Source organism: Burkholderia sp. D-99, assembly GCF_011605345.1.
Taxonomy (GTDB): Bacteria; Pseudomonadota; Gammaproteobacteria; order Burkholderiales; family Burkholderiaceae; genus Burkholderia.
The window spans coordinates 325,240-339,986 of record NZ_JAAOXM010000008.1 but is presented as its reverse complement, the minus strand read 5'-3'; the positions used below and the strand labels follow the sequence as shown (position 1 = coordinate 339,986).

At 66.9% G+C, this 14,747-nt stretch carries 17 protein-coding genes; 11 read left to right on the top strand and 6 right to left on the bottom strand.

The features are described 5' to 3' along the window. The first annotated feature begins 207 nt into the window (after positions 1-207). Positions 208-1,167 carry a DMT family transporter gene (locus HAV18_RS26955; protein WP_243771774.1) on the top strand — a complete coding sequence of 320 codons (960 nt, stop codon included), beginning with the start codon at positions 208-210 and terminating at the stop codon, positions 1,165-1,167. A 329-nt stretch (positions 1,168-1,496) separates the two neighbouring features. Further along, positions 1,497-2,066, top strand: a complete 570-nt coding sequence (locus tag HAV18_RS26950) for a permease (protein WP_166962210.1) — start codon at positions 1,497-1,499, stop codon at positions 2,064-2,066. A gap of 94 nt (positions 2,067-2,160) precedes the next feature. On the opposite strand, the gene HAV18_RS26945 is transcribed toward HAV18_RS26950, so the two are convergent. Next, positions 2,161-2,295 carry an entericidin A/B family lipoprotein gene (locus tag HAV18_RS26945; RefSeq protein WP_009688930.1) on the bottom strand — a complete coding sequence of 45 codons (135 nt, stop codon included), beginning with the start codon at positions 2,293-2,295 and terminating at the stop codon, positions 2,161-2,163. Between the two features lie 233 nt (positions 2,296-2,528). Here HAV18_RS26945 and HAV18_RS26940 point away from each other — a divergent pair, with 233 nt between their 5' ends. Beyond that, positions 2,529-3,824: an aspartate carbamoyltransferase gene (locus HAV18_RS26940; RefSeq protein ID WP_166962208.1), complete on the top strand. Its 1,296-nt coding sequence runs from the start codon at positions 2,529-2,531 to the stop codon at positions 3,822-3,824. Positions 3,825-3,960: 136 nt separating this feature from the next. Here the strand turns inward: HAV18_RS26940 and HAV18_RS26935 are convergent, their stop codons facing one another. After that, complete coding sequence (locus HAV18_RS26935; RefSeq protein WP_166962205.1) at positions 3,961-4,380, bottom strand: type II toxin-antitoxin system VapC family toxin; 420 nt, start codon at positions 4,378-4,380, stop codon at positions 3,961-3,963. Continuing rightward, positions 4,377-4,616 (bottom strand): FitA-like ribbon-helix-helix domain-containing protein, encoded by a 240-nt coding sequence (locus tag HAV18_RS26930; protein WP_059619278.1) that lies wholly within the window; start codon positions 4,614-4,616, stop codon positions 4,377-4,379. Before HAV18_RS26930 ends, HAV18_RS26935 begins: the two co-directional genes overlap by 4 nt. Before the next feature lie 310 nt (positions 4,617-4,926). Here HAV18_RS26930 and HAV18_RS26925 point away from each other — a divergent pair, with 310 nt between their 5' ends. From HAV18_RS26925 to HAV18_RS26890, 8 genes are all read left to right on the top strand, one after another. Beyond that, positions 4,927-7,170 carry a TonB-dependent siderophore receptor gene (locus HAV18_RS26925; RefSeq protein ID WP_166962202.1) on the top strand — a complete coding sequence of 748 codons (2,244 nt, stop codon included), beginning with the start codon at positions 4,927-4,929 and terminating at the stop codon, positions 7,168-7,170. 3 nt (positions 7,171-7,173) lie between these two features. Continuing rightward, on the top strand, positions 7,174-7,953 hold the full coding sequence (locus HAV18_RS26920; protein WP_166962199.1) for a tetratricopeptide repeat protein: 780 nt from the start codon (positions 7,174-7,176) through the stop codon (positions 7,951-7,953). Beyond that, positions 7,950-8,633, top strand: coding sequence for a Fe2+-dependent dioxygenase (locus HAV18_RS26915; protein WP_166962197.1), 684 nt, complete (start codon positions 7,950-7,952; stop codon positions 8,631-8,633). Before HAV18_RS26920 ends, HAV18_RS26915 begins: the two co-directional genes overlap by 4 nt. A gap of 92 nt (positions 8,634-8,725) precedes the next feature. Beyond that, positions 8,726-8,965: a type II toxin-antitoxin system Phd/YefM family antitoxin gene (locus tag HAV18_RS26910; RefSeq protein WP_011659184.1), complete on the top strand. Its 240-nt coding sequence runs from the start codon at positions 8,726-8,728 to the stop codon at positions 8,963-8,965. Continuing rightward, entirely contained in the window at positions 8,962-9,357 is a 396-nt protein-coding gene (locus HAV18_RS26905; RefSeq protein WP_166962194.1) for a type II toxin-antitoxin system VapC family toxin, read from the top strand. Before HAV18_RS26910 ends, HAV18_RS26905 begins: the two co-directional genes overlap by 4 nt. Before the next feature lie 148 nt (positions 9,358-9,505). Beyond that, the gene (locus HAV18_RS26900; RefSeq protein WP_347814785.1) at positions 9,506-10,186 is read left to right on the top strand and encodes a M15 family metallopeptidase; all 681 of its coding nucleotides are present in this window, start codon (positions 9,506-9,508) and stop codon (positions 10,184-10,186) included. 103 nt (positions 10,187-10,289) lie between these two features. Next, positions 10,290-10,874, top strand: coding sequence for an NTP transferase domain-containing protein (locus HAV18_RS26895; protein WP_166962188.1), 585 nt, complete (start codon positions 10,290-10,292; stop codon positions 10,872-10,874). Positions 10,875-11,085: 211 nt separating this feature from the next. Further along, complete coding sequence (locus tag HAV18_RS26890; RefSeq protein WP_021158153.1) at positions 11,086-11,226, top strand: hypothetical protein; 141 nt, start codon at positions 11,086-11,088, stop codon at positions 11,224-11,226. A 67-nt stretch (positions 11,227-11,293) separates the two neighbouring features. On the opposite strand, the gene HAV18_RS26885 is transcribed toward HAV18_RS26890, so the two are convergent. Genes HAV18_RS26885 through HAV18_RS26875 form a run of 3 tightly spaced genes read right to left on the bottom strand, consistent with a single transcriptional unit; the run spans position 11,294 to position 14,714 of the window. Then, positions 11,294-12,052: an SDR family oxidoreductase gene (locus tag HAV18_RS26885; RefSeq protein ID WP_166962186.1), complete on the bottom strand. Its 759-nt coding sequence runs from the start codon at positions 12,050-12,052 to the stop codon at positions 11,294-11,296. Next, positions 12,049-13,596: an FGGY-family carbohydrate kinase gene (locus HAV18_RS26880; protein ID WP_166962183.1), complete on the bottom strand. Its 1,548-nt coding sequence runs from the start codon at positions 13,594-13,596 to the stop codon at positions 12,049-12,051. Before HAV18_RS26880 ends, HAV18_RS26885 begins: the two co-directional genes overlap by 4 nt. Positions 13,597-13,625: 29 nt before the next feature. Then, positions 13,626-14,714, bottom strand: a complete 1,089-nt coding sequence (locus HAV18_RS26875) for an alcohol dehydrogenase catalytic domain-containing protein (protein WP_166962180.1) — start codon at positions 14,712-14,714, stop codon at positions 13,626-13,628. Positions 14,715-14,747 lie beyond the last annotated feature (33 nt).

Genomic DNA, 14,747 nt, shown 5'->3' with positions numbered 1-14,747 from the left:
GGCTTCGGCTTCGGCTTCGGCTTCGGCTTCGGCTTCGGCTTCGGCTTCGGCTTCGGCTTCGGCTTCGGCTTCGGCTTCGGCTTCGGCTTCGGCAGCAGTTTGCACTGACGCAGACCCGCAAGGCCCCACGCACCGCCCTCGACGCTCCCGCGCCCGCTGCAATTTCGTTCAAGACGCGCAAAGCCGCCGTACGCGACGATGCGGCGCATGAAGACACGACTGATTGGCTATCTCTACCTCGCCGCCGCAATGGCGGGCGTCGGCAGCACCGTCATCGCGAGCCGTCTCGCGGCAGGCGGCCTGCCACCGTTCGCAGCCACGGCGCTGCGCTTCCTGATCGCGACACCGTTGCTGTTCGCGCTGATGCGCGTGCAGCGAATGCGCTGGCCGCGCATCTCCGCGCACGACGCCGTGCTGCTCGTCATCCAGGCTGCGGCGGGCGGCGTCGGTTATACGGTGCTGCTGATCAGCGGCACGAAGCTGTCGTCGCCGCTCGATGCTGGCGTGATGCTCGGCACGCTGCCCGCGATGTCGACACTGATCGCGGCCGTCGTGCTGCGTGAGCGGCAGACGCCGCGCGACTGGGTGGCCGCCGCGCTTGCAACGGCCGGCGTGCTGTTCGTCACGTTCGCGCCAGGCCAGGCGCTGCCGTCGCTCCGCGTGCTTGCCGGCGATGCGCTAGTGCTGGCCGCGGTCGCGTGCGAAGCCGTATTCATCCTGCTCAATCGGCGGCTTGCCGCACCATTGCCGCCGCTTGTGCTGTCCACCGCGATGTCGGGCCTCGGCTTCGTGCTCGCACTCGTGCCGGCCGCATTCGAATGGCGCGCGGTGGCGACCGGCTGGACGGCCGGCGCCGTGTCGGCAATCGTTTACTACGCGCTGGTGCCGACCGTACTCGGCTACCTGTGCTGGTATGCGGGTTCGGCGCGCACGAGCGGCACCGAGGCCGCACTGTTCACGGCAGTCGCTCCGGTCTCGGCCGTGCTGTTCGCGGTTGCGTTGTTCGGCGAGGCGCTCAACGGCACGCGGGTCGCGGGCATCGCGCTCGTCGTTGCGGGCATGGTCGTCGGCGCGACACGGCGGCGCGAACCGCCCGCGGACGCACGCGATGCGCGGCCGGCGAAGCCGGTACGGCCGGCCGGCCCCGCACCAACCGCTGCCGACTGATCTGCGTTCATCGCCTTCATCGCCTTCATCGCCTTCATCGCCTTCATCGCCTTCATCGCCTTCATCGCGCTCATCGCGCTCATCGCCTTCATCGCCTTCATCGCCTTCATCGCCTTCATCGCGCTCATCGCGCTCATCGCGCTCATCGCGCTCATCGCAGCATCGCAGCATCGCAGGTCAGGCCGCGTCGCTCCGCCGCGTTCCCGCGCCGCCGCAGGTGATTGTAGGAATGTGTCCGCGCGCCGCAAAACCGTTGCGTGCCACCCGACGAGATGCAATATTCGCGTGACCGGACCTTTGACGACCATCGAACGACACTCCGCCGCGCAATGAACAGGAAGGAAGCCAAAACAAGAATCGCGGTGCTGATGTCCGCGGGAAAGAGGAAGGCCGACGTACTGGCCGATCTGTCCGGACAAGGGCTCAAGGATCGTGTGCTCGCCGGCCTGATTGCGGCGCGCCCCGATCCCGAACGCTGCCGCAAGAACAAGGTGCACGTCCGGATCCTGGTCGCACTTGCCATCGTCCAGCTCGTGAACGGCCTGACGTTCGCCTATGGCGTCTCCACAGCCGGCGACCTCGGCGTCTCGGGCGCACTCGGCAACGGCCTCGTCATGCTGTTGCTCGCGCTGAACGTGCTGCTGTCGCTGCTGTTCATCTGGGGCTTCGCGACGCACCGCGTCGGCGCCTATCACGCGTTCATCCTGTTGTCGCTGGTGCAGTTGCCGAAGACCATCGCCGAGCTCGGACGCAGTCCGTCGACCGCGCTGCCGAGCCTCGTGGTCACGGTCCTGCTGGTGGGCTACGTGTGGTTCGTCCGCAACCGGATGTTCCCCGACTACGGCTGGTTCACCCCGCGCAAGGTCGAAGGCCGCTACGCATTCGTCGAACACGCGTGACGCCGCCGGCGTCGACGCAGCAAATAAAAAAGCGCCGGGCCGCCCCGCAATCGCGGGACGGCCCGGCGCCTTCTGCATTCCGGAACCAGTCGGCTTACTTGGCCTTTTCAGCCGTATCGCTGATCGCCTGGCCGCCCTTCGAAATGTCCTGCCCCATGCCGGCGACCGTGTTGCAACCGGCGAGCGCGGCGGTCACCACCAGCAGCATTGCAGCAATCGTACGCGTCATTCCCAATCTCCTTCGAATCAACAAGCCCGACGGGCGAATCGTTTGCGGCGTGGCGCCCCACAAGATGCAGGGCACGGGGCCTGACCTGATTATACGGAGACGGCCGCCACGCGCCAGTACGAACCCGCCCCATGTCACACGGGCCACACAGCCGGTTCGCGCAGATTTTCCTTGACTTCAACGCGCCAGGATCTAATATACGCACCGCGTATATTTTCAGCCAGGAGCCGCCGATGACCGTTCCCCAGCAAGCCTTCCTCCGCGACGCGATGCGCCGCCTCAACATGACCCGCGAAGCGTTCGCCAATCGCATCGGCGTCAGCCGGCGCGCGCTGGATACCTGGCTGCTGCCCGACGACTCGCAGGAATCGCGCGGGATGCCCGAGATCGTCGAGCGCTTCGTGTCGGAAATCGTCGAGCGCTCGGCACCGGAAGGCGGGGGCTATACGCAAAGCGTAGATAATCAGGGGCTCGCCAAGCAGTTCTTTTTCGAAGGCAAGCCACAATTGCTGTCGGTCGACCAGTTCTCGCGGGAATCGGTCGAGGCACTGTTTCGCGTGGCCGACGTGATGCAGCCGATCGCGCGCCGCCACAAGATTTCGCGCGTGCTGGAAGGCGCCGTGCTCGGCAACCTGTTCTTCGAAGCAAGCACGCGGACACGCGTGTCGTTCGGCGCCGCCTTCTGCCGGCTCGGCGGCTCGGTGTGCGACACGACGGGCTTCACGTTCTCGTCGATGGCCAAGGGCGAATCGATCTACGACACGAGCCGCGTGATGGCCGGCTACGTAGACGCGCTCGTGATCCGCCACCCGGAGAAAGGCTCCGTGGCCGAGTTCGCGCGCGCGACCAACCTGCCCGTGATCAACGGCGGCGACGGCCCCGGCGAGCACCCGAGCCAGGCGCTGCTCGATCTCTATACGATCCAGCGCGAGTTCTCGCGGCTCGGCAAGATCGTCGACGGCGCGCACATCGCACTGGTCGGCGACCTCAAGTACGGCCGCACCGTGCACTCGCTCGTCAAGCTGCTCGCGCTGTACCGCGGGCTGAAGTTCACGCTCGTGTCGCCGCCGACGCTCGAGATGCCGGCCCACATCGTCGACCAGATCTCGACGAACGGCCATGTGATCGAGCAGACGACCGACCTCGCGGCCGGGCTGCGCGGCGCGGACGTCGTCTATGCCACGCGGATCCAGAAGGAGCGCTTCACCGACGAGTCGTTCGAAGGCTACACGCCGGATTTCCAGATCAACCAGGCGCTCGTCGATACGGTGTGCAAGCCCGACACGCTGATCATGCACCCGCTGCCGCGCGACAGCCGGCCCGGCGCGAACGACCTGTCGGTCGACCTGAACCGCGACCCGCGCCTCGCGATCTTCCGCCAGACCGACAACGGCATTCCGGTGCGGATGGCGATCTTCGCGGTACTGCTCGGCGTCGAGAACCTCGTCCAGCATTCGATGCGCGACGCGACGTGGCGCCCGCCGGCGTATCTCGGGCCGGAGGACGCGGTGTTTCACGGGGTCGACTGAGCCGCACCCAGGGTCTCGCGCTCGCCGGCCATCGTTTCAGGTTGACGGGCGCACTTGCCTGAAGCAGAACGCGCCGCATCGTACGGCGCGTTTTTCAATTGCGGGGCAACCTGCGGGGCCGGCAGCCGTGCGCTCGCTAGCGCGCCCACGGGTCGATTACGCGAATTCCCATTGCCTCGAACGGCGTGACGTCGCGCGTGGCGACGATCAGGCCGTTCGCCTCGGCCGTGCCGGCGATAAAACCATCGGAAGGTGCGATTGCGGCACCTGCGGCACGGGCGCGTGCACGAAGGCTCGCATACGCTTTGCTCGCAGCATCGTCGAATGGCAGGATCCGTCCTCGAAACAATGGCAGCACGCGCTGCTCGATGCTCTGATGCAGCCACTCTCGCCGGCGCCCTTCGGGCAATACAGCCACGCCCAACCGTATTTCCGCGAGACTGATCGCGGCCAGAAACAGCGTCTCGACATTCTGGGCATCGAGCCACTCGATCACGGCCGCGCTCGGCTCGCGTCGTAGCGGTTCGGAAATGACATTCGTATCAACAAGGATCATTCGAAGCTCATCGGATCGGCAGGCGTCTTGTCGCGCTGGGCGTCGAAATCGAATCCGCCGGCCTCCTGCCCGATTGCCGCCAGCATCGTTCCCAGCTTGAGCCGCCCGCCGGGAAGAACGGCCTGTTCGAGAATGTCGCGTACCTCGGCTTCGGTGCTGCGCCCATGCTGGGCCGCGCGAATGCGAAGTGCTCGATGCACTTCATCGGGCAAATTTCGAACGGTGATCACCGGCATGATGCGCCTCGTCAAGATTGCTTTCAATGCAGTCATATTAGCACTTTGCTGTCATACCAAGTGAGCCGCGACACGGCCATGCTAACCGGCCCGACAAGCCCATCCCATCTGGCCATTCGGCCAATCTTGCCCCCGCAACCACCCTGTCACATTCGTCAACAATTCCGCAACAAATGATAACAAGAACGCTTCTCATTTAACTTGAAATTACATAGAATGCCGCCTGAAAACAAATCGTAATAATTCCCGGCGGCGTGCACATTTCCGCAGCGCACCGCCCCGGGGCCACACCGCGAGGTCGAAGCGCACCATGAAGTCACGTCCCGACGAGCTGAAGCTCGGCAAGTTCACCACCCTGTGCAGCGTGCTCGCCGCGAGCCCGGCATTCGCGGCCGACGGCACGCCGCCGCCCACCCCCGCCAGCACCGAAGGCCATCTCGCGCCGATCGAGGTCCAGGGCAAGGCCGAGCACAGCTACAAGGCCGACTTCTCCGCTTCCGCGAAATTCACCGCGCCGCTCGTCGACACGCCGAAATCCGTCACCGTGATCCCGCAGGAACTGATCCAGAACAGCGGCGCGTCGACGCTGACGGAAGCGCTGCGCACCGTCCCCGGCATCACGTTCGGCGCCGGCGAAGGCGGCAACCCGCTCGGCGATCGTCCGTTCATCCGCGGCTACGACACACAGGGCAGCATGTTCGTCGACGGCATGCGCGACACGGGCGCCACGACGCGCGAGATCTTCAACACCGAGCGCATCGAGATCACCAAGGGTTCCGACGGCGCATACGGCGGCCGCGGCGGCGCGGGCGGCAGCATCAACCTGATCACGAAGGCCCCGCACCTCGGCACCACGGCTGCCGCGAGCGCGGGCCTCGGCACCGACCGCTATCGCCGCTTCACGGCCGACGGCAACTGGCAGTTCGCCGATCACGCCGCGTTCCGACTGAACCTGATGAGCCACAACAACGACGTCGCCGGCCGCGACGCGGTCAACAACGAGCGCTGGGGCGTCGCGCCGTCGATCGCGTTCGGCCTCGGCACGTCGACGCGCGTCGTCGCGAGCTACTACCACCTGTCCACCGACGACCTGCCCGACGGCGGCATCCCGTACTACTACGGCTTCAACCTCCCGAAAGGCGTCGCCACCGACGGCCCGGCGCCCGTCGACCGCCACAACTTCTACGGCCTGGTCGACCGCGACTTCCGCAAGACGACGTCGGACATCAGCACGCTCAGGATCGAGCACGACATCACGTCGTCGCTGACGATCCGCAACACCACGCGCTACACCGAATCCACCCAGGACTACATCTGGACGCAGCCGGACGACAGCCAGGGCAACGTGGTCAACGGCAAGGTCTGGCGGCGCGCGAACACCCGCAACAGCTCGATCAACAGCATCGCAAACCAGACCGAGCTGTTCGGCGAATTCCGCACCGGCCCGCTCAAGCACAGCTTCACGACCGGCATCGAGCTGTCGCGCGAATGGGGCAAGCGCGACACGTACAACGTCGCCGCCGCGAACGGCAAGATCTGCCAGAACGGCATCGGCGCAGCATCGGGCTACAACTGCACGAGCCTGTGGTCGCCGAATCCCAACGACCCGTGGGCCGGCTCGATCACGCGCAACAACGACTACGCGCATGCACGCACGGTGACGAAGTCGATCTACGGCTTCGACACGATCGAGATCACGCCGCGCTGGCAGGTCAACGGCGGCGTGCGCATCGACGACTACTCGACCCGCTTCACCGACACCAAGGCCAACGGCGGCAAGACCACCACGCGCGACGACACCCTCGTGAACTGGCAGGCCGGCCTCGTGTTCAAGCCGGCGCAGAACGGCAGCATCTATGCGTCGTATGCAACATCGTCGACGCCGGCCGGGATGATGCTCGGCGAAGGCAGCGAAACGCAGTCGCTCACGCCGGGCCGCGGCGGCGTCGGCTCGAACGCCGACCAGCTGTCGCCGGAAAAGAACCGCAGCATCGAACTCGGCACGAAGTGGAACGTGCTGAACGACAAGCTCGCACTGACCGCCGCGCTGTTCCAGATCGACACGACGAACGCGCGCGTCACGCTGCCGAACAACCAGTACGCGATGGTCGGCAACAAGCGCGTGCAGGGGCTCGAACTCGGCGTCGCCGGCCAGATCACGAAGCAGTGGCAACTGTTCGGCGGCTATACGTACATGAAGAGCGAGCTGCGCGACAACGGCAAGGACACGGCGAACAACGGCAACCGCTTCCCGAACACGCCGAAGCACAGCTTCACGATGTGGTCGAACTACGACGTGACGCCGAAATTCACCGTCGGCGGCGGCGCGTTCTACATGTCGCAGGTGTTCGGCGATACCGCGAATCAGCACGCGGTGCCGTCGTACTGGCGCTTCGATGCGATGGCGCAGTACCGGATCAACAAGAAGCTCGACTTGCAGCTGAACGTGAACAACCTGTTCAACCGCACCTACTTCGACCAGGCGTACCCGGCGCACTACGCGTCGATCGCGCCGGGCCGCTCGGCGTTCGTCACGCTGAACGCGCGCTACTGATCGATGGAGGCCGTGTCGCTGAAGGCGCTCGCGTCGGTATCGCCGCGCGAGTTCGCCGACATCCTGGCCGGGCCGCCCGAGCGCGCCGCTGCGTGGGTCGCGGCGGCGGCCGACAACGGCATCGTCGATGCGCAGGCCGTCTACGGGCAATACCTGCTCGACGGGCATGGCGTCGCGCGCGATCCGGCAGTCGCGTTCAACTGGTTCCGGCACGCCGCGCGGGCCGGCCACGCGATGGCGATGAACATGCTCGGCCGCTGCTACGAGTTCGGCTGGGGCACGGCTGCGTGCGCGCCGGTCGCCGTGTACTGGTACCGGCTCGCCGCGCAAGCGGGGCTCGACTGGGGCATGTACAACTACGCAACGGCGCTCGCGCTCGGCAACGGTGTCGACGAGAACCGCCCCGACGCGCTCGACTGGTTCCGCCGCGCGGCCGCACTCGGCCATGCGAAATCGATCAACCTGATCGGCGGCTTCTACGAGGACGGCTGGGTCGTGTCCATCGACCCAGACGCCGCGTTCGACCACTATCGCCGCGCCGCCGTTGCCGGCGATTTCCGCGGCCAGTTCAACCTTGCGCGGCTGCTTGCCGAGCGCGGGCGCATCGACGAAGCGCTCGCCTGGCTCGCGCGCGTGCCGGCCACCGCTACTCCAGCGTTCGTCGCGAAGATGCACGCGTATCTCGCGTCGTCGCCGATCGACGCGTTTCGTGCGGCGGCGCTGCAGTTGCCACCACAACCGCAGCCACAGCCACAGCCGCACTGCATGGAATCCGCATCATGATGCTTCATATCCCCGGCGTATTGACGAAAGCCCAGGTCGCGCAATGCCGCGAACTGCTCGACGCAGCCGACTGGGTCGACGGCAACGCGACGTCCGGCACGCAATCGGCGCTCGCGAAACGCAACCGGCAATTGCCGGAAGGCGCGCCTGCCGCACGCGCGGTGGGTGACGCGATCCAGGACGCGCTCGCGCGCCACCCGCTGTTTTTTTCGGCGGCGCTGCCGCTCAAGGTGTTTCCGCCGCTGTTCAATCGCTACGAAGGCGGCGAGACGTTCGGCACGCACGTCGACAACGCGATCCGGCTGCTGCGCGGCACGGATTTCCGCGTGCGCAGCGATTTGTCGGCGACGCTGTTTCTCGAAGAACCCGATGCGTACGACGGCGGCGAGCTGTGTGTCGAGGATACGTACGGCATCCATCGCGCGAAGCTGCCGGCGGGCGATCTCGTGCTGTATCCGGCGTCGAGCCTGCATCACGTGACGCCCGTGACGCGCGGCGAGCGCGTCGCGTCGTTCTTCTGGATCCAGAGCATGGTGCGCGACGACGGCGATCGCACGCTGCTGTTTCAGCTCGATACGCAGATCCAGGCGCTGTCCGCCGAGAAAGGCGCGAAGGATCCGATGGTCATTTCGCTGACGGGGATTTATCACAACCTGTTGAGGAAGTGGGCGGATGCGTAACGCGAACGGGTAACGCTGCCCGCCCCCGGGCGCTTGCGCCGCGTCGGAATCCATGACTAAAATGACCATCGTCAAATGACCATGCTCACATCATGATGCCGCACGCTCCCGTATCGAAATCCGAATTCAAGGCTCGCGCACTCGAATACTTCCGGCTCGTCGAGGCGTCGGGTGAAAGCCTGATCGTCACCGATCACGGCAAGCCGACGCTCGAGATCCGGCCGTATCACGCACGCGAAGCTCAGCCGTTGGACATATTGCGCGGCTCGGTCATGCGCTACGACAATCCTCTCGATCCGATTGCGGAAGATGATTGGGAGGCGTCGCGGTGATCGTGCTGGATACACATGCATTGGTGTGGTGGGTGGCGGGCGACCCGTCGCTCAGCAAGAAGGCGAGAAGCGCGATCGATCGCGCCCGGAGCGAAGGCGCGCTCGCCGCATCCTCAATCTCCGCCTGGGAGATTGCGATGCTGGTGCGCAACGACCGCCTCGCACTGACGATGGATGTCGACGCGTGGCTCGCCACCGTCGCGCAGATCGACGGGATGCGCTTCGTGCCCGTCGACGCCGACATCGCCGCGAAATCCACCGACCTGCCCGGCACGTTCCACAAGGATCCGGCCGACCGCATGATCGTCGCGACCGCACGGCGGCTCGGCGCGCCGCTCGTCACGCGGGACGAAAAAATCCGCGCTTACGCGCACGTCAAGACGCTCTGGTAAGCGTCGCCCGCGCGCGAGCCAAACCGCCGCGCATCCCCGGCCGGACTCTGGCATATTGGCGAATCATCTGACAAAAACGACCTCGGCCGGCCCGCCTCGGCGCCAGCTCGTGGCCCGCAACCGTCATGGCGCCACTTCGTCCGTTATCGTGATATCGCTCTCCGATCCCGTGGTCCGGTCGATCGCCCTGCTGGAGTCGCACGAAGGGTTTGTCGATCTCGCAGGCTTGCATGACCGCATCGCCGTCGATCCCGGCCGCGACGACGTCGCACACTCGACCCGACATTTCCTGAAGGTGCGTCGTGGCGTAGCGCAACGGCTGATCGCCGCCGCGCACGCACTGCCCGACGGCCTGCGTCTGTACGTCAAGGAAGGCTATCGGCCGCTGGCCCTGCAGCGCCACTACTTCACCCGGCATCTCGCGCACCTGCGCCGGACGCTGAATCCGCTGCCGGACGAAGACACATTGGTCGCGCTGACGAGCCACTACGTCGCGCCGCCGGAAGTCGCCGCCCATCCGACGGGCGCGGCCGTCGACCTGACACTGATCGCGACGGACGGCGTCGAGCTCGACATGGGCTGCGTGTTGGACGCCACCAACCAGGAATCATCCGGCACGTGCTACACGCACAACCCGTTCATCAGCCGGGCAGCCGCCCGCAACCGCCAGGTGCTGATCGCCGCGCTGACGGGCGCCGGCTTCACCAATTACCCGTCGGAATGGTGGCATTGGTCGTTCGGCGACCGCTATTGGGCCGTCATGCACAACCAATCGCACGCAATCTACGGCCCCATCGAGGAAAGCATGCTCGACGAAGCCGCGCGCTGACATTCTTTCCGACGAAACGAGCCCGCCTCGGTAACATCCTCACTTGTCGATCCCTGCCCGCTCCCGCACAATCGCTGCACCTGCATCACTCTCCCCCGCGCCGATGTCCTATGCGTCACTCGCCACCGGCGTCCTCCTCGCGGGCGGCCTCGGTCAACGCTTCGACCCGAGCGGCCTGCACAGCAAGCTGCTCGCGCTGCTTCCCGACGGCACGCCGGTTGCGGTCGCGGCCGCCCGCCATCTCGCGGCGGCCACGGCCGACGTGATCGCAGTGGTGCGTCCCGGTGCCGAAAAACTCGCGATGCTGCTGAACGAAGCCGGCTGCCACGTCGTCTACGCGCCCGACGCCATGCGCGGCATGGGCGCGAGCCTCGCGGCCGGCGTGCGCGCGACACCCGACGCGAACGGCTGGCTCGTCGCGCTCGGCGACATGCCGTGGATCGCGGCTTCCACCTACGAAAGCGTCACGCGCGCGCTCGACGCCGACGACGCATCGATCGTCGCACCCGCGCATCGCGGCGTGCGCGGCCATCCGGTCGGGTTCGCCGCGCACCACTTCGATGCGCTCGCCGCCCTCGACGGCGACACCGGCGCCCGCGCGCTGTTCGCCAGCGCACCGGTCAGGCTGCTCGACGTCGATGATCCCGGCATCGTGCGCGACGTCGATACGCCGGCGGATTTGCGCTGACCTCGATCCCGCCAGGCGCGCAGTGCAACGCATGGGCCGCTCCGGCACAGCAGGTGCCCGCACGAAACCCGCAAAACCGCCCATGCGCGGATTGCGCCAACGATAAAGCGCCCGCCGCAACAATCCCGCTGCAAACGCACGCCCGATTGGCTATAACGGAGACGAGGCGCGCCCGCCGCGCCACCGCCGTCACGCACCGCGCGAGTTCTCCATGACCGATCACACGACCCCGACACCCGAGCCACCGGCCGATCCGAACCGCGACCCGGAAGACGACCCGCTGTCGTCACCGCCCGGCCATCACGACAACCCGCAGCAACCGGACGGACCGCCGAGCAAGGATCCGGTCTAGCCGCCGGGTAGCCGCGCCGCGCATTCGCCGCGGGTTCCGGTCATGCGGCGCCCGCGCATGACGTTGCCTAGCGCGCCGTGTACCCGCCGTCGATCGGCAGCGAAACGCCGCTGACCATCGACGCGGCATCGCTCAGCAGGAACAGGATCGGTTCGACGACCTCGTCCGGCTGCGCAAATCGCCCGAGCGGAATCGCGGCCAGCATCGGCGCACGCTTTTCCGGTTCGCTCCACGCGAACTGCGCCATCGGCGTGAGCGTGACGGTCGGGTTCACGCTGTTCACACGAATGCCGTGCGGCCCGAGTTCGATGCACAGCACGCGCGTGATCGCGTCCATCGCCGCCTTCGACGCGCAATAACCCAGATGCGCGGGCAAGCCGACGAGCGCGGCCTGGCTCGATACGTTGACGATGCTGCCCCGCGCCTGCGCTACGCCACGTCCGTCGCGCGCGATCATCTTCCGCGCGACGGCCCGTGCAACGAGCGCCGCGCCACGCGCATTGACGGCCATCACGCGATCGAAATGCGCGGCGCTCACGTCGAGCGCCGGTTCGAGCGACGCGATCCCCGCGCAATTCACGAGGCCGTCGAACGCATCGTGCGCGGCGAGCGCCGCGTCGATCGCATGCTCGTCGCCGCCGACATCGACGCGCAACGTCTCGCACGCGATGTCGCCGGCCAGCGCGTCGAGCGCGGCCATGTCGCGCCCCGCCGCGACGACCTGCGCGCCCGCCTGCGCCAGCGCGACCGCGCATGCTCGCCCGATCCCGCTCGACGCGCCCGTGACGAGCACCCGCGACCCGCCGAAATCGAATCGGCTCTTCATGATGGCGTGTGCAACCCGTGCATGATCGGTTCGAGCGCCGGATACAGCGCCGTATAGAGTGCAAAGCGCGCCGCATACGCGTTCGCGCGCTCGGTATCGGGCCGCGCGCGCTCGACGAGCGTGACCCATCCGTGTTGCGCGTCGTCGTGCGACACGAGCCCCGCCCCGACTCCCGCGAGCAAGGCCGCGCCCATCGCGGCCTCGACGTCCTGCTCGATCGTCCACACCGGGAAGCCCGTCACGTCCGCGATGATCTGCATCCATAGTGCCGAATGCGCGGCCCCGCCAACGACGATCAGCCGGTCGTCGAGCGCCGCCGCGCCGCGACGGCCGGCCTCGATGTTGTGCCGCAACGCGAACGCGACACCTTCGAGCACCGCGCGATACAGGTGCGCGCGCGTATGCGCGAGACTCAGCCCGACGAATGCGCCGCTCGCCTTCGCGTCCCACACGGGGCTGCGCTCGCCCATCAGGTACGGCAGGAACAGCACGCCGTCCGCGCCCGGCGGCACGCTTTCGGCCGCTTCCTCGAGCAACACGTGCGGATCGCCGTGCGGCAGCAGGCGTGCCGCATCGATTTCCGCGTAACAGAACTGGTCGCGAAACCACGCGACCGACGCCCCTGCGGTGATCGCGCCGCCGAACACGTACAGGTCGCGCTGCCCGTTGAACACGTGCGGCATGCTGATGAGCCCGTGCCGCGCATCGACGTGCGGGCTCACGTAACCCCAGCACATGCTGGTGCCGATCATCGCGACATGCTGCCCCGCGCGCGTCGCGCCGGCCGCGAAGGTCGCGACCGCCGCATCGACGCCGCCCGCGACGACGGGCGTGCCGGCCGGCAGCCCGAGCTGCTCCGTCCATTGCGACAGCAGCCCGCCGACGATGTCCGTCGATTCGACGAGCCGCTCGGGCATCATCGTCGCCGGAATGCCGAGCATGTCGAGCGCATCGTCGGACCACTCGCGGCGCGCGACGTCGTACACGCCGCCGATATTGCCGGCCGAACTGTGATCGACCGCGACTTCGCCGGTCAGCAGGTAGATCACGTAGGCGTTCGGCGGCAGGAAATAGCGCACGTTCGCCCACACGTCCGGCCGCTGGTCGCGCAGCCACAGCATCTTCGTGAAGCCATAATAGCTGTCGACGCCGTTGCCCGTGATCACGCGCAGCCGTTCGACGTTCACGTTCGCATTGACCCAGTCGACTTCCGCGGTCGCGCGCCGGTCCATCCAGATCAGGCATGGATGGAGCGGCCGCATGTCGCTGCCGACCGGAATGCCCGAGCCGCCGTACAGGCTGCTCACGCACACTGCGCGGATCGCATCGGCCGGCACACCCTGCGCGCGCGCGTCGTTCACGCAGCCCGCGATGCAGGCGAGCACCGCGTCGAACCACACCTGCGGCCATTGCTCGGCCCACAGCGGGCGCGGCGTATCGGGCTGGTAGCCGGCCGAGCGCCGCGCGACGATCGTGCCGTGCCGGTCGACGAGCAGCGCCTTGGTGCTCTGCGTACCGATGTCGACGCCTATGACGTATTCCATGATGTCTCCGGTGAGGCGCACGCCGGCCGTCAGCGAGCCGGTTTCAGCAGCACCTTGATCGATTCGGGCGATTTCGCGACGCGGATCGCGTCGTCCCATTCCTCGAGCGCGAAATCGTGCGTGACGATGCCTTTCGACGTGACGAGCCCGCGTGCGAGCAGGTCGATCGCGATCGGGTAGCAGTAGGGCCCCAGGTGCGCGCCGCGCACGTCGAGTTCCTTGCGGTCGCCGATGATCGACCAGTCGACGGTCGCATCCTCGCCGAACACGCTGAATTCGACGAAGCGGCCGAGCTTGCGGATCAGGTCGAGCCCCTGGCTCACGCCGACCGGCGCGCCGGTCGTCTCGATGTAGACGTCGCAGCCGTAGCCGTCGGTGAGCGACCTGACGATCTCGCGCACGTCGTCGCGCTTCGGGTTGATCGTCACGTCGGCACCGTATTGCCGCGCGAGTTCGAGCCGTTCGTCGATCAGGTCGATCACGACGAGCTTCTTCGGCGTCTTCAGGTGCGCGACCTGCGTCATCATCAGCCCGAGCGGGCCCGCTCCGGCGATCACGACCACATCGTCGAGCTGCAGGTCGCCGCGGTTCACCGTGTGGATCGCGCACGACAGCGGCTCGATGATCGCGGCGTCTTCAAGCGACACGCCGAGCGGGATCTTGTGGACGAGCGCGGTCGGCGGAATGCGCATGTATTCGGCCATCCCGCCGTCGGCCACGTCGCGCTGGAAGCCGAAGATGTTGTGCACTTCGCACATCCAGTATTGCCCCGACCTGCAATAGCGGCACTTGCCGCACGGCACGATCTGCTCGGCGATCACGCGGTCGCCCACCGTCACGCCGAAATGCTCGGCCGCGCCGTCGCCGAGCGCCTCGACATGGCCGAAGAATTCGTGGCCGGGAATCACGGGCGCCTTGACCCACGGGCTCGGGCCGCCCCAGAACATCTTCGCGCCCGTATAGCACTTGCAGTCGCTTGCGCAGATGCCGCACGCGGCGATGCGGATCACGAGTTCGTTCGCGCCGGGGCGCGGCTTCGCGACCTGTTCGACGCGATAGTCCTCGGGACCGTGGCAGACGACCGCGGTCATCCGCGGCGGGGCTTCGGGTGTCGTCATGAGTTGTCTCTTTCGTTGATGATATGGATAGCT